Below are 21,581 nucleotides of genomic sequence, written 5' to 3'. Positions count from 1 at the left end.
TTCAGTTGGCGGAAAACGCTCTTCCTGCAGCCTTGGTCAGTTCCAGGGTGCGATCGGCATCCAAGGCCAGCTGTCGTTTGAGGGGTTCCTCGCCAGCATACCGTTTCTGACCGCGCAGACGGCTGAGGAACTCCACTCGTACCCGGTGACCGTACAGGTCCACCCAATCCGGCCGGACGGCATTGGCCTCCAGGATTCTCGGCATCTGCTCTCCCGGAGCCAGGAAGGTCTCCTTGGTGCCGATGGAGATGGCAGCAGGCATCCGCCAGGGCGAACCCTGAGCCAGCCGACCCTCCCGGCCCTCCGGCGTCGCCATCGGATCCGTAGACAGTCCCAGGTCGACCAGCCAGCCTGCATAGACTCCATCCGCGGGCATCATCCCCTGGCTGTCGGGAGCGAGATTGGCAGTCGGAAATCCCAAGCGGCGGCCCCGCTGCTCCCCGTGGACCACCGTGCCTTGAACCATGTGCGGCCGACCCAGAATTTCCATGGCCGCATCCACATCGCCGTCCAGAATCAACCGCCGAAGGTGGGAACTGCTCCAGGCTCGCACCCGACGTCGCTCCAGACCGTCAGCGTCAGGCAGGGTGCAGTCGCCTGGGCCCTGGTCGTCCACAACTTCCAGGTTGAACAGTCCAGTGACCGCCAGATCACCTATGGCCTCGATGTCACCGACCCGCCCTGCGCCCATCTGCGCATCGCGGCCCAGGACCAGCGTCCGCATGGCCAGTTGCTCGGTAACCTGCTTGAGGAAGAACCTATAGGACTTGGCTGCAAAGGCCAGCGTGTATCGCACTACCACAACCTGATCCAGCCCCAGCTGGGCCATGAGTCGCAGACGCTCCTCCAGAGGCATGATCTGATCAGGGTCATGGCGAATCAGGTCCAGGGACGGCTCAGTCATGTCATGGCTGTCGGCGTAGCTATGAATCAGTTTGGGACTGGGGTCGAATACCAGAGCCATAGGCCGGTCCTGGCCCTTGGCAGCCAGCTCCACCACCCGGCGCAGGAGGGCCTGATGCCCCCGATGCACACCATCGAAGACACCGATGGCAATCACGCTGGACCGGGCCCCCAAGGTTCCCGGCCACCTGACAATGCCCGACTCATCCGGGCTGACCTGGCTGACCTTCATCCGCTTCCCATCACTTAGCCATGACGGCACCCGTACCCGGGCGCCGAAAATTCCTTAAGCACTGTATTCCCACAGTCGCGCCCTGGCAAGACCCTGAGACCAAACCCGAACCGGCACACTCAGGCCCCGGGGTGAAAGACCACATCCGGCTTGGCCCCACCTCGTGAACTGGGCACCAGGATAGCGGCCAGCCGCTGCCTGTCCTCTGGCCCGGCCAGGGCGGCCGTAGGTCCGGCGACAGGCAGATCCAAGAATCCTCCGTTAGCCACTCTGGCGGCCTGGTCGGCATCCAGGTTCAGGACAGGCATGCTCATACGTGCCGCCTGCGCCAGACTCAGGGAGCCATCCAACATCCCCTCCCTGTCGCGGTCAGGGACCATACGACTGCGGACAATCGTCTGACCCTGTCGGTTCCGGTATGTATGGGGGACCACATGACCGCCCACAACCTTAGATTTGAGGTCGGAATCCTCCAGGTCGAACGGACCTACACGTATCCGTCTTAAGGCGGTCAGGTGGCCACCCAAATCCAGCCGCTCGCCCAGGTCGCGAGCCAGGGCCCTGATGTAGGTGCCACTGGAGCAGGTCACCTCCACATCCGCATCGACCACCCTGGCGCCCTGGTCGGGCAGATCCACACGGCGAAAGTCGAGCAGACAGAAGGATGCAATCCGAATGCGGCGAGGTTCCAGCCTGACCTCCTGGCCCGCACGAGCCAGGTCATAGGCCCGCCTGCCCTTGACCTTGATGGCGGAGAAGGCATCGGGCACCTGGTCGATCCAGCCGGTGAAGCAGCGATCAATCAGATCCTGCAGACCCTGGGCTGTCAGCTCGTCCACCCCCTGCGCAGCTCCTGGACGCACCGGGAGCAAATCCCCGTCCGCATCGTCCGTGGTCGTGCCCAGTCCCAGGCGCATGGTGGCCCGGTAGGTTTTGTCATGGCCCACGATGACCGTCAACAACCGCGTGGCCTGGCCGAATCCAAGGACCAGCAGGCCGGTGGCCATGGGATCAAGGGTCCCGGCATGGCCCACGCGACGCATGCCGAGGCCAGAGCGGACGGCGGCCACCACGTCGTGGCTGGTCACACCGCTCGGCTTGTCAACAAGGATAATGCCCGAGGTTGGCTCATCATGGCCAGAATCCGCCAGGTCCGATAGCTCAGCGGTCGGCTTCATCCACATCCTCCGCCGCAGGTTCATCAGGGACGGGGTCGGACTCATCGGTCTCTTCTTCGTCGTCATGCCGATATGGATCGGGATCGCCGGCATAGCTGGCATTGACCCGTGCCTTGGCCATGGCCTCGTCCCGGCGACGGGCTGCAGTCAGCACATCCTCAATCTCGGTAGCCTCGGCAGGCACCTCATCGTAGATGAAGCGCAGCGTAGGCGTCAGCCGCAGACCGGCCCGGGCACCGACCAGGGTGCGCAGCCTGCCGGAGGCCTGCCGCAGGGCTTGCTGGGCTCGCTTGCGTTCCCCGGCCTCGTGTCCGGACCGGCCCAGCTGGGTCCAGTAGATCTTGGCTATCTGTAGATCGTTGGTGACCCGAACCTCAGTGACGGTGACCCCTGCCAGGCGCTTGTCGTGCATCTGGGACTCCAGCGCAGAGGCCACGACCCGTTGTATCAGGGCCGCTATGCGTACAGCGCGGGGATTTCCAGCCATCATGATTCCTTTCTCGAACCGTCCATGACCAATCTTCGCATTCATGGACATCCGCCCCGGCCAGGGAATACCCGGACCGGGGCGGATCGCCACGGACCATCCCACGCGCGGTCGGATGGTCGACAGGCTCTACTTGCGTTCCACTTCCCGCATCTCGTAGGTCTCGATGATGTCGCCCACCTCGATGTCGTTGAAGGAGCCCAGGTTGATGCCAGCCTCGTATCCTTCGGACACCTCGTTGACGTCGTCCTTGAACCGGCGCAGGGAGGAGATCTCCAGGTCGTTGATGGTGACCACCCCGTTGCGGGCGATGCGAGCCTTGGTGCCCCGCTTGACGGTGCCGTCCTGGACCATGACGCCAGCGATGTTGCCGAACTTGGAGGAACGGAAGATCTCACGAATCTCGGAGTGGGAGGTGGTGACCTCCTCGTACTCCGGCTTGAGCATACCCTTGAGTGCAGCCTCGATGTCCTCGATGGCGTTGTAGATGACCGAGTAGTACTTGATCTCCACGCCCTCGCGGTCGGCCAGATCCTGAACCTGCCTGTTGGGACGGACATTGAAGCCGATGATGACGGCCTTGTCGACCGTGGCCAGGTTGACGTCGTTCTGGGTGATGGCGCCCACGCCCCGGTGGATGACCTGGATCCCGACCTCGTCGGAGACCTCGATCTTCATCAGGGAGTCTTCCAGGGCCTCGACCGAGCCGGAGGAGTCGCCCTTGATGACGATGTTGAGCATGTCCACCTCGGACTTGGCGAACTGCTCCTTCAGGCTCTCCAGGGAGACCACCTTGCGGCGCTTGGCCAGCTGAGCGGCGCGGGCCGAAGCCTCGCGCTTCTCGGCGATCTGACGAGCGGTGCGATCGTCGGGCGCGACCAGGAAGAGGTCGCCGGCCGTGGGCACCGAGGTAAGACCGAGCACCTGGACGGGCGTGGAAGGACCGGCCGCATCCATCTGCCGACCGTTCTCGTCCAGCATGGCTCGCACACGGCCATAGGCCGATCCAGCCACAATGGCATCGCCCACATGCAGGGTACCCTGCTGGACCAGCACAGTGGCCACAGCTCCGCGTCCCTTGTCCAGACGGGCCTCGACCGTGGCGCCGCGAGCGTCCATGTCGGGGTTGGCCCGAAGGTCAAGATCGGCGTCGGCGGTCAGCAGTACGGCCTCCAGGAGCTTGTCCACGTTGGTGCCCAGCTTGGCGGAGATGTCGACGAACATGGTGTCGCCGCCATACTCTTCGGATACCAGACCGAATTCGGTCAGCTGGCCACGCACCTTCTGGGGATTGGCTCCCTCGACATCGATCTTGTTGACAGCAACCACGATGGGTACATGGGCGGCCTGGGCATGGTTGATGGCCTCCACGGTCTGCGGCATGACGCCGTCGTCCGCGGCCACCACCAGGACAGCCACATCGGTCAGCTCGGCACCACGGGCACGCATGGCCGTAAAGGCCTCGTGGCCAGGGGTGTCCAGGAAGGTGATCTTGCGATCCTCCCCGTCCAGGGTGACCGTGGCCTGGTAGGCCCCGATGCGCTGGGTGATTCCGCCAGCCTCCTGGGTGGTCGTGTTGGTCTTGCGGATGGTGTCCAGCAGCCGGGTCTTGCCATGGTCGACGTGGCCCATGACCGTGACCACCGGAGGCCTGGGCTGCAGGTTCTTGTCGTCCTGGTCCTCGCGTTCTTCGTCCAGGTTGATGTCGAACTGCTGAAGAAGCTCCTTGTCCTCCTCCTCGGCGGAGACGATGCGGATCTTCCACCCGATCTCGTCGCCCAGAATCTGGAAGGTGGCCTCATCCAGGGACTGGGTGGCCGTAGCCATCTCGCCCAGGTGGAAGAGCACCGTGACCAAGGCAGCGGGGTTGACGTTGATCTTGTCAGCCAGGTCGGCCAGGGTGGCGCCCTGGCGCAGCTTGACGGTACGCCCATTGCCTGCTGGGATGCGCACGCCGCCGATGACGGGTGCCTTCATCTCCTGGAATTCGTGCCTCTTGGCCATCCGGTTCTTGCGGGCCTTGGAGGACTTGCCTCCCTGGCGACCGAATGCTCCAGCAGCGCCGCCGCGACCGCGACCACCACGGCCTGAACCGCCGCGGAAGCCACCTGATGGTGCCGACGAAGCGCCGCCGAAACGACTGCCGCCGCCCTGATGCGTCTGCTGGCCTGGACGGTTATGGCCCCACTGCCCTGGACGGGCGCCCTGCCCGGAACGGCCGCCACGACCGTTACGGAATCCGCCCCGGCCCCTGCGTGAGTCGTTGACGGTGGGCCGGGCCATAGGATGCGGCCTGGGGATATCCGAAGGCATGGGGGCCTTCATCCCCTGCTTGCGGCTGAAAGGATTGTTGCCTGGACGAGGCGTGGATGCTCCCGGCCGTGCACCATGACGCGTCGCCGCAGCATTGGAACCGCCGGGACGACCGTTGTTGCGTGAGCCCTGGGGGCCGGGCCTGCCCATGGCTGAAGGCTTGGGCCCACGGGACTGGTTGCGCGGCTCATGCTCGTTGCGGTTGCCCTGAGGGGCACCAGGCTTGGGGAAGTGGCCACCAGGACGCTGCTGACCCCGTGGCGCCTCGCCGCCGGCCGAGGGCCGACGGTTCTGTCCAGGCTTGGGCCCAGGTGTGGATTGCTGGGTGCCGCCGGACTGCGGGCGGCCATGCTGACCCTGGCCGCTTCCATGATTAGGGTTGCCGGGGCGGGCATTTCGTGCAGCGGCCTGACCGGCGTCGCCCTGTCCCTTCTGAGGGAAAGCGTTCTTGAGTCGACGAACCACAGGGGCCTCGACAGTGGAGGATGCGGACTTGACGAACTCGCCCATGTCCTTCAATTTCGCCAGAACAGTCTTGCTGTCTACGCCAAATTCCTTGGCCAGCTCATACACGCGTGCTTTGGGCACTTACTTTCTCCTTACCGGACCGCGCATATGACCGGCGCGATCACTCTTTCATGACGGCGAACATATCCTGTCTCATCGTGCGACCATGATCGTGTTACCTCGTCTCTGTGCCGGGGCCGACGGCATGAACCTCCGGACTCGGGATACCGGGTCCAGCATACTCGCGTCGTCGGATGTTTGCTCTCAGGCGTCTTCACCAGCAGCCGAAGCCGATTGCGCCTGCAGTTCACGCAGTTTTTGCTGGTGAGCCTCCTCGGACTCGATGCCAATCTTCCATCCGGTCAGCTTGGCGGCAAGACGGGCGTTCTGGCCCTCTTTACCAATGGCCAGGGAGAGCTGGGCATCCTTGATGAAGGCGATGGCCGTGCGGTTGGACTCGCTGACGATCTGCACCTGGCGGACCACGGCCGGAGACAGGGCCGCAGCCACAAATTCGGCGGGATCCTTGGACCAGTCCACAATGTCGATCTTCTCAGGTCCCAGGTTCTCCATGACGGCACGGACGCGAGCGCCGGCAGGACCGATCAGCGCGCCCTTGGGATTGACCCCCTTGGCGTTGGCACGGACCGCGATCTTGGTTCTGGCACCGGCCTCACGGGCAATGGCCATGATGGAGACCGCACCGGAGACCAGCTCGGGCACCTCCCGCTCAAAAAGGCGGCGAACCAGCTCCGGGTGGGAACGTGACACGATGATTTCCGGCCCCTTGAGCCCACGGGAGACATTGACCACGTAGACGCGGATCCGCTGGCCGTGCCGGTAATGCTCTCCAGGCACCTGCTCGCGGCGGGGCAGAATGGCCTCGACATTGTCCACGGCCACATGCACATTGCCGGGATCGCTGGCATCCTGCTGCACGATTCCGGTGATCAGATGGCCCTTCTGGCCCGAGAAAGCTCCGAAGACCCGCTCATCATCGGCCTGTCGGAAAAGCTGACGGATGACCTGGCGGGCCGTGGAGGCTGCCAGCCGATCGAAGTCCTTCGGTGTGTCGTCGTATTCCTCGCCCAGATCATATCCCGGTTCGGGTTCTTCCGGCGTGGGCTCGCGAGCAATCTCGTCCTGCGCCCAGATGGTAAAAGTCCCCGCACGTTCGTCCAGCTCCACACGTGCGTGTTTGGCTGCATGAGGCGACTTCTGGTAGGCAAGAAGAAGAGCCTCGCCCAGTGCTTGATCCAAGGTCTCGGCATCAATCCCTTGTTCGTGTGCCAGCTGATGAATTTCAGCCAGGTCCAGTTCCATGTCAAGACCTCCTATGAAGTTATTCAGACCGTGCTTCTTTTAGTCTGCAATGCCTACTATTCTAGCCTTTCATGCAGACACTGCCGGTTCCTGAACACCAAGGGTGGGCGAGTCGTCGGCCAGCGATCCTGGCAAGACGAATGAGGGCCGGCATCGCAGTTCTTCTGCTGGCTGTCACCATCTCAGGATGCGCGCCCTCGGCGGTGCATGTCAGCCAGCACGACCCTGACAATCTCCGTCCCACAGCCTGTGAGCAGGCATGGACGCGAGCCCGGCAGTCGGAACGACTTCAAAAAGATCAGGCAAACAGCCGGGCCCAGGCCTGGATCCAAGCGGCCCGTGAATGCCCTGCTCGCCTGGACGAAGCCACGGTACACGCAGCCCAGGCTTTGGCAGCCTCCCAGGACGGACAGGCCAATCGTCAAACAGCCACGTTGAGGCTGGTCCAGGCTGCGCAGCAGTTGGATCCACTGGCCAAGGCACTGCCAGTCGAATTGGCTGATCAGGCCATTACAGGTGAAGATCGTTCCGGGTTCGAACTTTCGGTGCTCGCAGCGCGCAAGACGGATGCCGCGTGGATGCTCACCCTGGCCGATGCGCACACTGCGGCTGCGCAGATTCTGGTTGGTCACGCCAAGCACGATCCCCGGCAGGGGGTCTATCCCACCACTGATCTGCTGGCGCACCCGGATGAGTGCATCGACCCCGCCAACGGAATACAGACTCCTACCCCTGCCCTGATCGAGATGGATACGGCCCGGACCCTCCTGGCCGTGGGGAAGAAACTGAACGGCTCCTCGGGCACCATACGAACTGATGCCAGCCAGAACGCGAAAAGCCACCAGCAGGCCACATCGGCCCTGGTCGACATGATCGTAGCCCACATGTCCATGGCCATGAACCTCGGCTACCCGGCCACGTCGTCAGCCCTGCTGCAGGCACCAAAGCACTAACGTCCAGGCCGGGCCACCCCATCCGTAGGTTGCACTGATCGCACTCGCAGGTTTCCTCATATGCATATACGAGCAACCCTGGCAACTCATGCCCAAAACCTGACCAATCGTGAAGATCGACCATCAAATAAAACAGATTCACTATTACTTACTGCGCAAATTTCACAAACATTGAGGGTGGCGTCAAAATCTCAGGTGGTGATATTATAGAACGTGTTCCACAGGAACATTCCCAAGGAACGCAGGGGGGTATGAACCCGTGCAATGCAGGAGGCGACCTGGTGCTGGCCACCACATCGCCTTCTGCATTGGACGGTCTTTTCATCTGCTCGGTATCGCGGCTCATGGCCAAGCCGGACCAAGTAGCCAAAGAGGGCATACGGAGGACCAATCCCGTCTGACAGTCCATAAATCAAACGACGAGTGTCATTTTCTCAGTTCCCCGCAAAAAGCCGGTCTTACATGGACTGCATACCGGCAGCGATTACGAAACTTGATGCTCCAAGTGAGCCACTGCAACTGAGCAAGGCGGCAACAGGATCAAACATAAAAGACCCCGACCGTCGGGCCGGGGCCAATGAGGGCGGTTGAGGCGAGATTCGAACTCGCGGAGGGAGTTGCCCTCACACGCTTTCGAGGCGTGCTCCTTAGACCGCTCGGACACTCAACCATGGTCGTTGCCCGACACTGCCGAACAACAACTTTTCTATTATGCCACAGAGTCCCTACCTGGCAAGCGGCGTGGCGCAGTCAACCGTCACCGCGAACGACCCTGATGTCAAAGTGTACGGCGGGCTCGGATGGCCTGCGCCCGTTCAGCAAGCTGGTCATCAGGCGGGTAGGCCACATGTTCCAGAGTCAGGCCCCGAGCATCTATGGGACCGGTGGAGCCTTCACGCAGGGGGTGGGCCACCTTGTCGGCGAACCATTGCACGGACCGGCGTCCCTGGCCCACCTGAATGCAGGCCGCGACCAACGAGCGGACCATGTTATGGGCAAATGCATCGGCTACAATCCGAAAGACGGTAAGCCCGGACTCCATGAAGTGCGGAAGGTATCCGACCGCACTCCGCCCTGGATCAGCCCCGAACAGATTTATGGTGGGAACCTGGTCCCAGTGTGCTGCCAAGACCTTGCGGATGGTCGTGCCGCCGGGGTTTGGTCTGGCGAAGGACCCGAAGTCATGCAAGCCGATGCACTCCGCTGCAGCCTCGTTCATGGCTTGCAGATCCAGGCTCCCCTCCAGGTCCAGCACATAGCCCCGCATGCGTGGATCCCCCGGCTGACCCCCCTGGCTGACACGGTACAGGTAGGTGCGCTCCAAGGCAGAGAAGCGGGCATCGAAGCCGGTAGGGGCCAATCTGAGACCGAGCAGGACGATGTCAGCAGGCAACAGGTGCCGGAGACGGCGTTCCAGGGCCGAAGCACCATCGACCCCCATATGTCCCCTGCAGGCCTCGAGCACAGTTTCAGGAATATCCAGGTGCGCCACTTGATGAGATGCGTGGACCCCGGTATCGGTCCTTCCCGCCACGACCAGTCTTGGCTCCCAGACGACTTGTCTGTGGGCAATCCCGCCTTGTGATCTACGCACCCCAGTGATCAAGGACAGGGCATGTTCGATGCAGCCCTGGACCGTGCGGAGTCCTGGCTGCCGGGCCCAGCCATGGAAGCCACCTCCGTCGTAGGCCAGATCCATGCGCAGCCTGACAAGGGACATCTTCCCTTCCTGATCCTCCATCAAGACCTCCCTGGCGCCAATGACAAACGGGGCCGGAGAGCCATGCTCCCCGACCCCGTCATCGAATGCAATGACCGATTACTCAGCGGCCTTCTCGACATCCTCGGCCACGTCGGCATCTTCCTCGGCCTGGGCCTCGGTCTGATCCGCCTTGTCAGCGGTCTGCTCCAGATCCTCGGCGGCCTTGTCGGCCTGGGCCACGTCCTGATCGGTTTCATTGGCCTCGACGGCCTGGTCGACAGCGTCCTTGGCAGCGCCTTCGGCGACGGCGGCATCGGTGGCTGCGGCCACCTCGGCGTTGTCGTCCTTGGCGGCCACCTTGGCAGCGGACTCAGCCTCCTTGACGACGGCCTTCTTGGCCGACAGGGGCTCGGTTACCAGCTCGATCACAGCCTGGGGGGAGTTGTCTCCGCGGCGGGGCGCGATCTTGGTGATGCGGGTGTATCCACCCTCACGCTGCTGCATCTGTTCGGCGATCTGGGTGAACAGGATGTGGACCACGGACTTGTCACGGATGACACGCATGACGCGGCGACGGGCGGACAGATCCCCGCGCTTGGCGAAGGTGATCAGCCGCTCGGCCAGCGGACGCAGGCGCTTGGCCTTGGGCAGGGTGGTCGTGATACGGCCGTTGGCGAAGAGGCTTGTGGCCATGTTGGCCAGCATCAGCCGCTCGTGCGCCGGGCTGGAGGCCAGACGTGGGCCCTTGCTAGGTTTTGGCATTGGATTATCTCCTTACGGTCCGGGAGGACAGGTGGGCATACGCCCGAACATCCGACTTCCCGGCATTTCTGTCAGCAGGCGACGGAACCCTTCCCCCTCGCCCGCTCATACGAAGGCTGCTACCCTTCACTCGTCATCAGGCGAGAAGAAGGTGCCTCCCTCGAGATTATTGGTGTCGAAGCCCAGCGGGGAGGCCTTCAGCGACAGCCCCATGCCCTCAAGCTTCTCCTTGACCTCGTCGATCGACTTCATACCGAAGTTGCGGATGTCCAGCAAATCCTGCTCGGTATGCGAGACCAGCTCGCCGATGGTATGGATTCCTTCGCGCTTGAGGCAGTTGTAGGAACGCTGCGTCAGGTTCAGGTCCTCAATCGGCACGGACATCTGCGGATCGGCCTCTTCCACCACAGGCTCGGGTCCGACCTCCACGCCCTCAGCCTGGGTGTTGAGTTCGCGGCAGAGGCCGAAGAGCTCAACCAGGGTCGACCCGGCGGATGCCACCGCGTCACGCGGCGAGATGGCGGGCTTGGTCTCCACATCCAGGATCAGCTTGTCGAAATCCGTGCGCTGCTCGACACGGGTGGCCTCGACCTTGTAGCTGACTTTGAGCACAGGAGAGTAGATGGAATCGACCGGGATGCGGCCAATCTCATCGTTGTCCTGCTTGTTGAGCTGGGCCTGGACGTATCCACGCCCACGCTCCACCGTAAACTCGATCTCCAGCTCTCCATCCTCGGCCAGGGTCGCGATATGCAGATCAGGATTGGCCACGGTGACGCCGGCCGGCGGGGTGATGTCCCCGGCGGTGGCCTCGCCCTTGCCGCTCTTGCGCAAATACATGACCACGGGCTCGTCGTACTCGCTGGTCAGCACGATGCCTTTGATGTTGAGCAGGATCTCAGTGACGTCCTCCTCCACACCTGGCAGCGTGGTGAACTCGTGCAGGGCACCCGAGATGCGGACCGAGGTCACAGCCGCACCGGGTATGGAGCTCAGCAGGGTACGACGCAGGGAGTTGCCCAGGGTGTACCCGAATCCCGGCTCCAGGGGCTCGATTGTGAAACGGGAGCGCTGGGCATTGACGACTTCTTCAGTAAGAGTCGGACGCTGTGCAATAAGCACTGTTGCTATCCTTTCAGCTCCGACCGGTGGTGCACTCACCGGTCTTCGCGGGTGGATTCATGGGTTTTCTAGTGCTCAGACGCGACGGCGCTTGGGAGGACGAACGCCATTGTGTGCCTGTGGGGTCACATCGGAGATGGAACCGACCTCCAGGCCTGCGGACTGCAGGGAGCGGATGGCGGTCTCACGGCCCGAACCCGGGCCCTTGACGAAGACATCCACCTTCTTGACCCCATGCTCCATGGCCTTGCGGGCTGCGGATTCGGCGGCCATGCCCGCTGCGTAAGGAGTGGACTTGCGGGAGCCCTTGAAGCCCACGTCACCACCTGAAGCCCAGGCCACTACAGCACCGGAAGGATCGGTGATGGAGATGATGGTGTTATTGAATGTTGACTTGATATGCGCCTGCCCGACCGGAACCGACTTGCGATCCCGACGACGAGGCTTGCGCGCGGCCTGCTTTGCTGCTGCCATTGATCCTCGTTTCCTTGTCACGAATAACTGATTGCTAGTACGAACCATCGGGGACCCTCATCCCCGCTTCGCATACGGCCTTACTTGGTCGCCTTCTTCTTTCCGGCGACGGTGCGCTTGGGTCCCTTGCGGGTGCGGGCGTTGGTCTTGGTCCGCTGGCCGCGCACAGGCAGGCCCCGGCGGTGGCGCTGGCCCTGGTAGCAATTGATCTGGATCTTACGGCGAATATCAGCGTCGATCTCACGACGCAGATCACCCTCGATCTTGTAGTTTCCCTCGAGGTAATCACGCAGCGTAATGAGCTGCTCGTCCGTGAGATCCTTGACGCGGGTGTCCGGATTCACTCCGGTCGCGGCAAGTGTTTCCTTGGCGCGAGTACGGCCCACACCGAAGATGTAGGTGAGAGCTATCTCTATGCGCTTCTCGTTGGGGATGTCGACTCCGGCAAGACGTGCCATTGCGATTCCTTTTTGTTCTACGCAGGTCGTGCACCGAGTCTTCCGGTCTCCCGGCCCGGGCCTGCGCACCCGGGGTTCAGCCTGTCGGCTGTGACTCAGCGCCTTTGGTGTTCGTTGCCGCTGGGAATCCGCTCAGCCCTGGCGCTGCTTGTGGCGTGGGTTTTTGCAGATCACCATGACGCGGCCGTGACGACGAATCACGCGGCAGTTCTCGCAGATTCTCTTCACACTAGGGCTGACCTTCATGGTTTTCCTTTGCTTGTGTACCTTGTTACTTGTACCGGTACGTAATCCGTCCGCGGTTCAGATCGTAGGGACTCATTTCGAGCACCACCCGATCCTGGGGCAGAATGCGAATGTAATTCTTACGCATCTTGCCGGAAATGGTGGCCAGCACCAGGTGCTTGTTCTCGAGCTCGACGCGGAACATCGCATTGGGGAGGGCCTCGACCACACGCCCTTCCACCTCGATCACACCATCTTTTGCCATAAGCCTTCTATCCGATCCTCGGCCGGTTACACAGCGCGCCGAAAGACACGCCAAATGGCAAGTATAGCATTGATGGGCCCAAAATTGGGCAATAGCGTGTTGACACGACAAAAGGGCCGTCTGAACGGCTGTCGCTCAATCAGTATAGCAGTCGTTCAGACGGTCCGATAAGGACCCGAATTCCTCAGTCCTCGATGGCGATGTTCTGCGTGTTGTCAGCCGGCTCGATGCTGGTCTTGGGCAGGGTCACCTCAAGGGTGCCGTTGGCATAGTGGGCATGAATGTCCTCCTGACGGACCTTGTCGCCCACATAGAAGCTGCGGGAGCAGGACCCGGTGTAGCGCTCACGCCGAATCCACCGTCCCTGGTCGTCCTTGTCGCCCTGGTCACTGTTCTTCTGGGCGGAGACAATCAGGTAGCCGTCCTCCAGACGCAGACCGATGTCCTTCTTGTCGAAGCCGGGCATGTCGATGGAGAGCTGGTACTGTCCGTCCTTCTCACGTACATCCGTGTTCATCAGGGGGCTGTTCAGCGCGTTCTTGGCGCCCTGACCCTGCCGACGCCCGTCACGCCAGTTGTTGAAGAAGGGATCGTCGAAGAAGTCGCCGAAGATCGAATTGTTCATCAATGCGGGAAACATAGCCATAATCGCATCTCCTGATTCTGTAAGTCAATAGTTTTCGCAGACCGGAACCCCAGGCGGACATCCTGACCTGTCCTCCCGGGCTCCCTGCCCTTCACTTTGTCCAAACCGCAGGCCTCGGGTTCCATGCCCGATGTTCACCCAAGGAATAAAAGTTGAGTCATAGAGACTCAACTTTCGCTAGCAGCCTTGATTGCTCATCCTTGCTCTCTCATTCTTCGGGCCTTGAACGACCACATGTCAGACATTAGGGGCCAAAATTCTTGTGACGTAACTTTGAGGCATTTACCATAGAATAAGATTCCGCCAGCCCCCGTAGGCTCTTGAGGGCGGACCCAATCGTGTGTGGACCGGACGGACCGGCCATTCCTAGTCAAAGGAGCTCAGATGCTCACCAACGAATACATCAAGCGCGTCTACCAGCAGGTTGAGAAGCGCGACGGCGACCAGCCGGAATTCCTGCAGGCTGTGCGTGAAGTTTTCTCCAGCCTGGAGCCCGTGGTGGAGCGGCATCCCGAGTATGAGGCCAACGGCGTGCTGGAGCGCCTGGTCGAGCCCGAGCGTGCGGTCAAGTTCCGTGTGGCCTGGACCGATGACCAGGGCCATGTCCAGGTCAACCGCGGCTACCGGATCCAATTCAATTCGGCCATCGGCCCATACAAGGGCGGCCTGCGCTTCCACCCGACCGTGACCGAGTCGGTCATCAAGTTCCTGGGCTTCGAACAGATTCTGAAGAATTCGCTGACCGGGCTGCCCATGGGCGGCGCCAAGGGCGGGTCCGACTTCGACCCCAAGGGCCGTTCGGATGCCGAGGTCATGCGTTTCTGCCAGGCCTTCATGACCGAGCTGCAGCGCCACATCGGGCAATTCACCGATGTGCCGGCCGGCGACATCAACGTGGGATCGCGCGAGATCGGCTACCTGTTCGGCCAGTACAAGAGAATACGCGACGAATACTCGGGCGTGCTGACCGGCAAGGACCTGACCTTCGGCGGCTCCCTGGCCAGGACCGAGGCCACGGGATACGGCCTGTGCTACTACACCCAGGAAGCCCTGCAGACGCTGCGCAAGGATTCCTTCCAGGGCAAGACCGTCGTCATCTCCGGTTCGGGCAACGTGGCCATCTTCGCCACCGAAAAGGCCCAACAACTGGGTGCCAAGGTGGTGACGGCATCTGACTCCAACGGATACGTCTACGATCCCAACGGGATTGACCTCGACGTCGTCAAGGACATCAAGCTGGGTCACCGCGGCCGAATTCGCGAGTATGCGGACCGCGTGGACTCCGCTGAGTACCACGAGGGCTGCAAGGGTGTCTGGACCGTACCCTGCGACATCGCCCTGCCCTGCGCCACACAGAACGAAATCGACGAGGAATCCGCAAAGACCCTGGTCGCCAACGGATGCACCGTGGTCTGCGAGGGTGCCAACATGCCCTCCACCCCCGAGGCCATCCAGGTCTACCAGGATAACAAGGTGCTCTACGGGCCCGCCAAGGCGGCCAATGCCGGCGGCGTGGCAGTCTCCGGTCTGGAGATGAGCCAGAATTCGCTGCGCCTGCAGTGGACCTTCGACGAGGTGGACCAGCGGCTCAAGGACATTATGACCGGGATCTTCCAGAAGTCCTACCAGGCCTCCAAGGAATACGGGCATGAGGGCGACCTGATGCTGGGCGCCAATGTGGCCGGCTTCACCAAGGTGGCCGATGCCATGGTGGCCCAAGGCATCCTCTGAGATAGGACTCAGCCCATCCGGACAGAAGGGGCCCGACCTGCAGAAATTGCGGGTCGGACCCCTTATTGCACTTTGGCGGACAGCGGGACTCAGGCGACCAGCTGGTCGATGACCTCGGGATCGATCCGTTGGCGCGGGTTGAAGTCCTCGGAGCCCAGATACCGATAGATGCTGGACTGAAGGGCCCGAGCCTCCGGATATTCGGTCAGATTCTGCAGGCCCATGGAGGAGAGCAGAAGCCGACCCCTGCCGCAACGGCATTCCAGCAGCTGCGTCATGGGTCGCAGGTAGGCGTAGCTGTCCATCTCGGTGATGATGGACTGGTAGCGCTCGGGCAGGATGATGGCCCGCTGGGTGGCCATGGGCCACCACTGCCAGTCAGTGTGCGAGTCGGTCGGAAAATCTGCGAAAACAGGGTGGTCGGACTGAATGAGCTGCCCCATGGTGCCGCTCTGTTCCTTGAACGTTCCCACCGACCAGAAGTCCGTGGAGAAGTGAGCCTGAACGGATCTGGGCAGGGACTGGGGTGTGGAATCGGGACTCAGATAGACCGTGCCCCCCTGATCCAGGACCCGACGCGCCTGCCGGTCGAACCTCCTGGCCTCGTACAGACCGTCCGGCCGGTCAGGCTGGCTGTCCTGGTAGACCCAGACCGGATAGACGTTGGTCACACCGTCGAGCTCCAGACTCAGACGGCAGCGTTGGTTGCCTCCAACTCCGTCCAGAGGTAGTTCGAAGGCCCCCAGTTCGGTCAGCTTGCCCACCGGACATGTGACCTGACGGAAGACACGCTCCTGATCAACCCCCCGGCCCTGCAACCGCAGCCGCAGATCACCCTGCAGCGTACGTCGGCCGTAGTTGGCCACCTTGACCGTCCCTGAGAGCTTCTCCCGGCTGGTATAGGCGTAGCGGTCCATGACTGCCAGCGGCAACTGGTCGGTGAAGAAGGACCGGAAGCGTTCAGGGCGGGCGAAGGGAAAGCGCTTGGGGTGTAGATGGGCATCCATCATGCCCACCAAAGCCGTGCCTTGTCCGGGGAAGTCCTGAAGACCCAGCAGCGATAGCCCGGACATGGAGGGGGTTCGCAGGACGGACTCCACCTCCTCCCGGTAGCAGATCCGCGACAGTTCGCCTGTAGCGGCCACCCAGTCCAACCAGGTACGCCGGTCTAGGCCCGATTCACGAACCCTGTCACGGATCATTTCGTAATTGTCAGGACGGGTGACCCCGGTGAACTCTTCAATCTCCCGGAAGTCAGGCAGCACCTCATACTGCCCTACCTCGAATCCATAGACCGGCACCTCGCACTCTTTGCGGACTTCCTGCATGGAGTCCTCGAAATTGTGGGCAGTGCCCGGATGAACCGCGTTGGTGGACCCACGCATGTTGGCAAAGCAGCAGCGCAGGTCGTGGCCCTTATAAGACTCAGAAGTGTAGACCTCGTTGCAGCCGTCGCTGCCAAGTTGGCCATAGTGCGGGTTGGAGGAATTGGCATAGAGTCGGGTATCGTCAATGCTCCGGGCATCCTCAATCAGCTGAGCCATGCGCTGGTGACCGGCCGCATCCGCCCACAGCTCGTTGCCCAGGGTGAGCATGACGAAGGAGGGATGGTTGGCCAGGAAGAGCAGTGTCTGCTCCAGTTCGGTGCGATAGTAGCGATAACTGACATCCTCCTGGAAGGCATGATGGCAGTCCCAGTGCGAAAGCTCGGGCTGCATCATCATCCCCATCCGGTCCGCCGCGATGAAGGCTGCCTCAGGAGGGCAGTGTGAATGGAATCGGACCACATTCACTCCGTATGACCGGTAGGCCTTCAGAATATGGATCCAGGAGCCCACGTCCATGGGCGGGAAGCCGGTCTGCGGAAACTCAGCGCAATTGGCCTCGCCACGCAGGAAGAAGGCCCTCCCGTTCAGCGCCAGTCTCCCCTGCTGATCGGCCGAGAAGTCGCGGATGCCGAAATCCGTGCTGACCCGCGAGAGCACCCTGGCTCCGTCAGGCGTCAGGAGTTCAACTGTTATGCAGTGCAGACAGCCCTGGTATTCGTCCCAGCGATTCGCCCGGGCATCAAGCTGCAGATCGGACCAGGTCAGTGTTCGCCGCCCGGGTTCCAGGTCCGCAGCGACCTCCAGAGGCTGGGCCAGCGCATCGGAAGAGAGCCTCAGGCGACCATGGAATCCTTGTCCCGAATCCACATCGGCCTCTACGGTCAGCGCATCACCATGGGGGTAGGCACGAACCCTGTCTATAAAGGTATCCTCCTCCACACGCAGGTCGATGTTCCCCAGAAGCCCGTTCCAGTTGGTCTGGGTGTGGTCAGTGGCGGTCGAGGAATCCAGGATGGCGTCGTGGGGCATGCCCTGGTAGGCGTTGTCGGAATCCACCTGCAGCAGGTCATCGCCCTTCAGCAGCCCAGTCAGCTCGAAGACATGCGGCGTGTTCAAGGTCTGGGGGCGATAGGGCTCAGCCGGATGTTCGCCGACCCTGACCTCCAGGCGGCGAGCGCGCTCCACCTCGAAGAAGATCCTCCGCCCCGGCTGTGGGGTCCATCGGATCTGCCGGGACAGCCTGACCGTCCCTTCAAAGGTATGCCGCCTGGTCAGCCGAGAACCGATGGGGCCGGGCTTGTCACTGCCATAGTTGGCGGACAGCTCCTGATCATCATGTCCGAGTCCGTTGGTGTCCAACGTGCCTGGCAGCAGGACGGTCCCCTGCAGCTCAGACGGGGACTCAACCCACCAGGCTCCGGTCAATGCCACCTTGGTCATGCTTTCCTCCCGGTAAGAATTGCCCTGTGGTCCAATTCATCAGTGAACAGCCCGGCCTGAATATGGCCGGCATCCAGTTCCAGCACCTGCTTCAGGCACTCCCGAGCCTGATCGATCTGCCCTGTGCCGATGCGCGCCAGGGCCATCAGGTAGAGGCAGTGGACCCGGTTCATACGGGTATAGTCCGCATCGAAGGTCAGGAAGTCGGGCAGGGAGACCGCGAAGTAGTCCTTTTCCACGTGGTCGTCCAAGTGCTGCTCGCCGAAGTCCAGCAGCCGGTAGTAGCAGGCGTTGGCCGGACCCTGCTCGCCCAGGGCCTGATGGGCCAGCCCCTGGAAGAGGACCATCTCAGCGGGTTGGTCGTTGTAGTAGAGCGACTCCCCCACCTGCCCCGAGCCCAGGCAGGCCAGACGGAACTCCTGATTCGCAGCTTCCTGGTCACCTGCTGATCGTCTGACCAGCCCAAGGTAGTAGTGCAGATCGTTGTCCTTCTGACCTTCCAGTTTGCCTTCGCCCAGGTTCTCCGGATAGGTCATGGCTCGCTCCAGCAGATCAGCAGCGCGGTCCCAGTCCTTGGCCGCCATGGCGTCTTTGGCCATCAGTTTCAGGGAGATTCTGTATTGGGCGGTGATCTTGCCCTCGCCGCCCTCCCAGGGATGGAAGTGCCGGCCGCTCATCAGCCGATAGGCCCGTTCGTAGCCGCCAGTCTGATTGAGCAGACTCAGGTATTCGATGTACAGATCGTCCCTGCGGGCCACAACCTCCGGATGCTGCTCGAATTCTTTCAGTCGCCGGGCAAAGCTCCAGCCCATCAGCCTGTGGAGCTGATCCCGCTCCAGAAAGACCCGGGCATCTTCGGGATCCAACCGGCAGGCGGTCTCGATTGCCTGATCGGCGGCCTGCCAATCGTGTCTCTTGTTGCCATAGGCGATGGCCAGGTTGCGGTGGACGGTGGCGAAGTCGGGGTCCAGTTGCCGGGAGTGCTCCCAGAGCTTGATGGCCCGGTCCGTCAGAGACTTGTCGTAGTAGAGGCAGCCCAGATAATAGGCTGCCTTGGGACCGTCGACCAGGGTCATGGCCGTGCGCAGGGGGGCGATATCATCCAAGGAATTGGGGAAGCAGTAGTCCGAAGGCGCGGCCTCAGCGGCTTGGAAGGCCTGAAGGGCCTGATCCTTCCGACCCAGCAGGTGCAGATACCAGCCTTGATAATACCGGACCATGGGCTGCTGCTGATCGGCCTGGCCCAGCAGCTGCAGCGCCTCCTCATAGGCGCCGAATGCCGCATAGTCTCGTGCCGTCCGCAGCAGGTTGAGGTAATCCCCGCGCATCAGGCTGGACAGCTCGTCCGGATCACCGCCTGCCAAGACCCGCTCGTAGCCGGATACGAAGTCGAACCGATCCAGGGCAAGATTCTCGCGGACCACTTGGTCCGCCTGATCCTGCCTGCCCAGCCGACGCAGCAGATAGGCCTTGAGCCCACGAGCCCTGATGTTGTCGGTGTTGCGGGTCAGGGCACGCTGGACGAAGTCCAGAGCCTGCTCCAGCTGGCCGCGACATGCCGTGATGCAGGCCAGGCAGAAGAAGGCCCGTTCCTTTTGCGCATCATCCCAGGTGGCCTTGTAGAAGGCGTCGTAGGCCTGGTCCATTCGTCCCTGATAGCTCAAGGCGAGGCCCAGATTGTAATGGGCCTCGGAATCATAGGGTTGGCTGTTACGCCAGGTCAACCGCCTGATGGCCGTGAGGAAGTGCCGCTCGGCTCCGGCGAAGTCGCCGCGTCGAAGCAGGAGTCGGCCGTAGGCGTTGTTGATGCGGGCATCGCCCGGGTCACGCTTGAGCCCCTCCAGGTAGTAGGGATCAGGCCGGTAGGTGGCGTGGCGGTACTGTTCCAGGTGCAGACCGGTCAGCAGCAGTTCCTCGTTGGTGGCGATACGTTCCGGCCGATCGGCGGCCTGTGCCGGCTCGGGAATCCTTCCGCCGGCGGGCGGCTGTGGACGATAACTGACCAGAAGCCGTCCTTGAGCGTCCTCCACCCGGGCTGTCAGTGCAGTGGCCGGACGATCACCTGTCTCGAATTCGGCCCTGACCTGATTGTCGGGGCCGAGGGTGCCCTGCCACTGGTAGAGGATGGATCCGTCATCTGCAGCGACCTGGACACGCGCATCCTTTTGAACCCGTGTGGCGTAGACGGTGACTCGCCCCTGCCCGGCCTTCAGTCCCTGGGCCTCGATCCCCTCATGCTCTCCGCCAGCTCCGAAGGTCTGCTCGGGGCCGACCTCCAGGTTCAGGGCCGCATCCACGCTGGCGTTCTTGACCAGCCCCACCTGCTTGTAGGGCATGAAGTACTGGGTGAAGGTCTTGCCCTCGTAGGGCTTGAGCCAGGTGAAGTCCGGCTGGTTGTCGGTGAAGACCCCGGTCATCAGCTCCACGTAGGGGCCGTCGGCATCGGTCAGATTGCGATCCCAGGCGTGGCCGAAGTCCCCGCAGCCCCAGGTCCACTGCTTCTTGCCCGGGGAGATGTGATGGTCAGCCACATGCAGAATGCCCGCCTGCCGGGAGAAATCGTAGCCGCCGACGAAGTCATAGTCCGAATGGGCAGCCATATAGGAGGTGGGCACCGGCACGTTCTTGTAGCGGCTGATATCCACTCCCTGGGAATAGTCGTGCTTGTAGTAGGTCCCCGTGGCGATGGGATAGCGGGAGACGTCGCGCTTGCCGTGGTCCATGACCGCAGTGACATCTGGCGGCATGACGGTCCTGGTGTGCTCGTTGACCGCCACGGCCGGGTTGGCCCACCAGAGGAAGGACTGCGGCAAAGGCGTGCCGTTGTAGAGCCGGGCCGAGATTTCGATGACGCTGAGCCCGGGATGCAGGGCGATGGTCGTGGTGACCTGGGTGCCGTATATGCGGTCGGTATCATGGCAGACCACCGCCTTGCCACCGTCCGGTAGGTCCTTGAGCGTGCAGTCCACCGGGAGGAAGGTGCTGGGCCGGTGGTGCTGCGGCCAATTGAACTCTATGCCGCCGGAAATCCAAGGGCCGGTCAGGCCCACCAGGGCAGGTTTGATGACCCGGTTGCGGTAGACGAAGTCATAGTCGTTGGTCTTGTCCCGGGCATACTGGATGCGTCCGCCCAGCTCAGGCAGGACGGTCACCTCCAGGTATTCGTTCTCCAGAATGACCGCCTTGTAGTCCTGATCCTTGCATTCATCCGAGATGGTCTCGATGACCGGGTAGGGATAGACCCGACCCGAAGAACCCTGGTAGACTCGATTTTCAATAAATTGCGGATTCTTGTCCGGTTTTCCGATCCCGTAGGTTGGAATCGTCAGCTCTGTGACTTTCACTGTGACGCCCATGGTCATCAGCCCCTTGTCTGCTCAGCAAAACTGTATATATTTGCTCTCAGTCTATAGTCGGAATCGGCCCTCAGAACTGCATAAATTGTTTGAAAATATTAAAAAATTGCTACTGAGTCCTATGACTGACCGGCACTTGTTCAGCTCGGGGCGACAGCTGAGAATGGACGGAGGCA

The 21,581-nt window shown here is 62.0% G+C and carries 18 protein-coding genes and 1 tRNA gene; 3 read left to right on the top strand and 16 right to left on the bottom strand.

The features are described 5' to 3' along the window. Window position 1: 1 nt before the first annotated feature. From ribF to nusA, 5 genes are all read right to left on the bottom strand, one after another. Window positions 2-1,135: a bifunctional riboflavin kinase/FMN adenylyltransferase gene (gene ribF / locus H3U89_RS05490; protein WP_198180421.1), complete on the bottom strand. Its 1,134-nt coding sequence runs from the start codon at window positions 1,133-1,135 to the stop codon at window positions 2-4. 119 nt (window positions 1,136-1,254) lie between these two features. Continuing rightward, window positions 1,255-2,358 carry a tRNA pseudouridine(55) synthase TruB gene (gene truB / locus H3U89_RS05485; RefSeq protein ID WP_415873564.1) on the bottom strand — a complete coding sequence of 368 codons (1,104 nt, stop codon included), beginning with the start codon at window positions 2,356-2,358 and terminating at the stop codon, window positions 1,255-1,257. Beyond that, a complete protein-coding gene (gene rbfA, locus H3U89_RS05480) occupies window positions 2,297-2,800 on the bottom strand; it encodes a 30S ribosome-binding factor RbfA (RefSeq protein ID WP_198180423.1) in 504 nt (167 codons plus the stop codon). Before rbfA ends, truB begins: the two co-directional genes overlap by 62 nt. Before the next feature lie 129 nt (window positions 2,801-2,929). Next, window positions 2,930-5,701: a translation initiation factor IF-2 gene (infB, locus tag H3U89_RS05475; protein ID WP_198180425.1), complete on the bottom strand. Its 2,772-nt coding sequence runs from the start codon at window positions 5,699-5,701 to the stop codon at window positions 2,930-2,932. Between the two features lie 183 nt (window positions 5,702-5,884). After that, window positions 5,885-6,943, bottom strand: coding sequence for a transcription termination factor NusA (gene nusA / locus H3U89_RS05470; protein WP_198177329.1), 1,059 nt, complete (start codon window positions 6,941-6,943; stop codon window positions 5,885-5,887). Window positions 6,944-7,083: 140 nt separating this feature from the next. Here nusA and H3U89_RS05465 point away from each other — a divergent pair, with 140 nt between their 5' ends. Both H3U89_RS05465 and H3U89_RS05460 read left to right on the top strand, forming a co-directional pair. Next, window positions 7,084-7,896, top strand: a complete 813-nt coding sequence (locus H3U89_RS05465) for a hypothetical protein (protein ID WP_198180427.1) — start codon at window positions 7,084-7,086, stop codon at window positions 7,894-7,896. Between the two features lie 251 nt (window positions 7,897-8,147). Continuing rightward, window positions 8,148-8,297 (top strand): hypothetical protein, encoded by a 150-nt coding sequence (locus tag H3U89_RS05460; protein WP_198180429.1) that lies wholly within the window; start codon window positions 8,148-8,150, stop codon window positions 8,295-8,297. Window positions 8,298-8,480: 183 nt separating this feature from the next. On the opposite strand, the gene H3U89_RS05455 is transcribed toward H3U89_RS05460, so the two are convergent. The 9 genes from H3U89_RS05455 to H3U89_RS05415 form a co-directional block, all read right to left on the bottom strand. Next, window positions 8,481-8,566, bottom strand: a tRNA-Ser gene (locus H3U89_RS05455). Window positions 8,567-8,674: 108 nt separating this feature from the next. Then, a complete protein-coding gene (locus H3U89_RS05450; protein WP_232345552.1) occupies window positions 8,675-9,637 on the bottom strand; it encodes a tRNA pseudouridine synthase A in 963 nt (320 codons plus the stop codon). Window positions 9,638-9,715: 78 nt separating this feature from the next. Beyond that, window positions 9,716-10,360, bottom strand: coding sequence for a 50S ribosomal protein L17 (gene rplQ / locus H3U89_RS05445; protein ID WP_198180430.1), 645 nt, complete (start codon window positions 10,358-10,360; stop codon window positions 9,716-9,718). 126 nt (window positions 10,361-10,486) lie between these two features. After that, entirely contained in the window at window positions 10,487-11,482 is a 996-nt protein-coding gene (locus H3U89_RS05440; protein WP_015022327.1) for a DNA-directed RNA polymerase subunit alpha, read from the bottom strand. Between the two features lie 75 nt (window positions 11,483-11,557). Next, window positions 11,558-11,956: a 30S ribosomal protein S11 gene (rpsK, locus tag H3U89_RS05435; RefSeq protein ID WP_015022328.1), complete on the bottom strand. Its 399-nt coding sequence runs from the start codon at window positions 11,954-11,956 to the stop codon at window positions 11,558-11,560. Between the two features lie 80 nt (window positions 11,957-12,036). Beyond that, window positions 12,037-12,414, bottom strand: a complete 378-nt coding sequence (gene rpsM / locus H3U89_RS05430; RefSeq protein WP_015022329.1) for a 30S ribosomal protein S13 — start codon at window positions 12,412-12,414, stop codon at window positions 12,037-12,039. Window positions 12,415-12,546: 132 nt separating this feature from the next. Continuing rightward, the gene (gene rpmJ / locus H3U89_RS05425; protein WP_015022330.1) at window positions 12,547-12,660 is read right to left on the bottom strand and encodes a 50S ribosomal protein L36; all 114 of its coding nucleotides are present in this window, start codon (window positions 12,658-12,660) and stop codon (window positions 12,547-12,549) included. A 25-nt stretch (window positions 12,661-12,685) separates the two neighbouring features. Beyond that, complete coding sequence (gene infA, locus H3U89_RS05420) at window positions 12,686-12,904, bottom strand: translation initiation factor IF-1 (protein ID WP_015022331.1); 219 nt, start codon at window positions 12,902-12,904, stop codon at window positions 12,686-12,688. 184 nt (window positions 12,905-13,088) lie between these two features. Continuing rightward, a complete protein-coding gene (locus tag H3U89_RS05415; RefSeq protein WP_045935704.1) occupies window positions 13,089-13,550 on the bottom strand; it encodes an Hsp20/alpha crystallin family protein in 462 nt (153 codons plus the stop codon). Between the two features lie 384 nt (window positions 13,551-13,934). Between H3U89_RS05415 and gdhA the strand changes: the two genes are divergently transcribed. Beyond that, window positions 13,935-15,281, top strand: coding sequence for an NADP-specific glutamate dehydrogenase (gdhA, locus tag H3U89_RS05410; protein WP_024626778.1), 1,347 nt, complete (start codon window positions 13,935-13,937; stop codon window positions 15,279-15,281). Between the two features lie 89 nt (window positions 15,282-15,370). Here gdhA and H3U89_RS05405 read toward each other — a convergent pair whose 3' ends face one another. Together H3U89_RS05405 and H3U89_RS05400 are read right to left on the bottom strand one after the other, a co-directional pair. Beyond that, the gene (locus H3U89_RS05405; RefSeq protein ID WP_198180431.1) at window positions 15,371-18,049 is read right to left on the bottom strand and encodes a glycoside hydrolase family 2 TIM barrel-domain containing protein; all 2,679 of its coding nucleotides are present in this window, start codon (window positions 18,047-18,049) and stop codon (window positions 15,371-15,373) included. After that, window positions 18,046-21,411 (bottom strand): DUF5107 domain-containing protein, encoded by a 3,366-nt coding sequence (locus tag H3U89_RS05400; protein ID WP_198180432.1) that lies wholly within the window; start codon window positions 21,409-21,411, stop codon window positions 18,046-18,048. The genes H3U89_RS05405 and H3U89_RS05400 overlap by 4 nt, the downstream gene beginning before the upstream one ends. Window positions 21,412-21,581: the final 170 nt, after the last annotated feature.

The sequence above is a fragment of the Bifidobacterium sp. W8104 genome (genome assembly GCF_016100735.1).
Lineage (GTDB): Bacteria > Actinomycetota > Actinomycetes > Actinomycetales > Bifidobacteriaceae > Bombiscardovia > Bombiscardovia choladohabitans.
This window is presented reverse-complemented; position numbering and strand designations above follow the sequence as displayed.

Bases quoted from the DNA above. Each gene is read 5' to 3' on its own strand.
- rpsK (WP_015022328.1), bottom strand. From the start codon at position 11,956: ATGGCAGCAGCAAAGCAGGCCGCGCGCAAGCCTCGTCGTCGGGATCGC.
- H3U89_RS05405 (WP_198180431.1), bottom strand. From the start codon at position 18,049: ATGACCAAGGTGGCATTGACCGGAGCCTGGTGGGTTGAGTCCCCGTCT.
- H3U89_RS05415 (WP_045935704.1), bottom strand. From the start codon at position 13,550: ATGGCTATGTTTCCCGCATTGATGAACAATTCGATCTTCGGCGACTTC.
- H3U89_RS05450 (WP_232345552.1), bottom strand. From the start codon at position 9,637: ATGGAGGATCAGGAAGGGAAGATGTCCCTTGTCAGGCTGCGCATGGAT.
- truB (WP_415873564.1), bottom strand. From the start codon at position 2,358: ATGAGTCCGACCCCGTCCCTGATGAACCTGCGGCGGAGGATGTGGATG.
- rplQ (WP_198180430.1), bottom strand. From the start codon at position 10,360: ATGCCAAAACCTAGCAAGGGCCCACGTCTGGCCTCCAGCCCGGCGCAC.
- H3U89_RS05465 (WP_198180427.1), top strand. From the start codon at position 7,084: ATGAGGGCCGGCATCGCAGTTCTTCTGCTGGCTGTCACCATCTCAGGA.
- rpmJ (WP_015022330.1), bottom strand. From the start codon at position 12,660: ATGAAGGTCAGCCCTAGTGTGAAGAGAATCTGCGAGAACTGCCGCGTG.
- rpsM (WP_015022329.1), bottom strand. From the start codon at position 12,414: ATGGCACGTCTTGCCGGAGTCGACATCCCCAACGAGAAGCGCATAGAG.
- gdhA (WP_024626778.1), top strand. From the start codon at position 13,935: ATGCTCACCAACGAATACATCAAGCGCGTCTACCAGCAGGTTGAGAAG.
- infA (WP_015022331.1), bottom strand. From the start codon at position 12,904: ATGGCAAAAGATGGTGTGATCGAGGTGGAAGGGCGTGTGGTCGAGGCC.
- ribF (WP_198180421.1), bottom strand. From the start codon at position 1,135: ATGAAGGTCAGCCAGGTCAGCCCGGATGAGTCGGGCATTGTCAGGTGG.
- H3U89_RS05460 (WP_198180429.1), top strand. From the start codon at position 8,148: ATGAACCCGTGCAATGCAGGAGGCGACCTGGTGCTGGCCACCACATCG.
- rbfA (WP_198180423.1), bottom strand. From the start codon at position 2,800: ATGGCTGGAAATCCCCGCGCTGTACGCATAGCGGCCCTGATACAACGG.
- H3U89_RS05400 (WP_198180432.1), bottom strand. From the start codon at position 21,411: ATGACCATGGGCGTCACAGTGAAAGTCACAGAGCTGACGATTCCAACC.
- nusA (WP_198177329.1), bottom strand. From the start codon at position 6,943: ATGGAACTGGACCTGGCTGAAATTCATCAGCTGGCACACGAACAAGGG.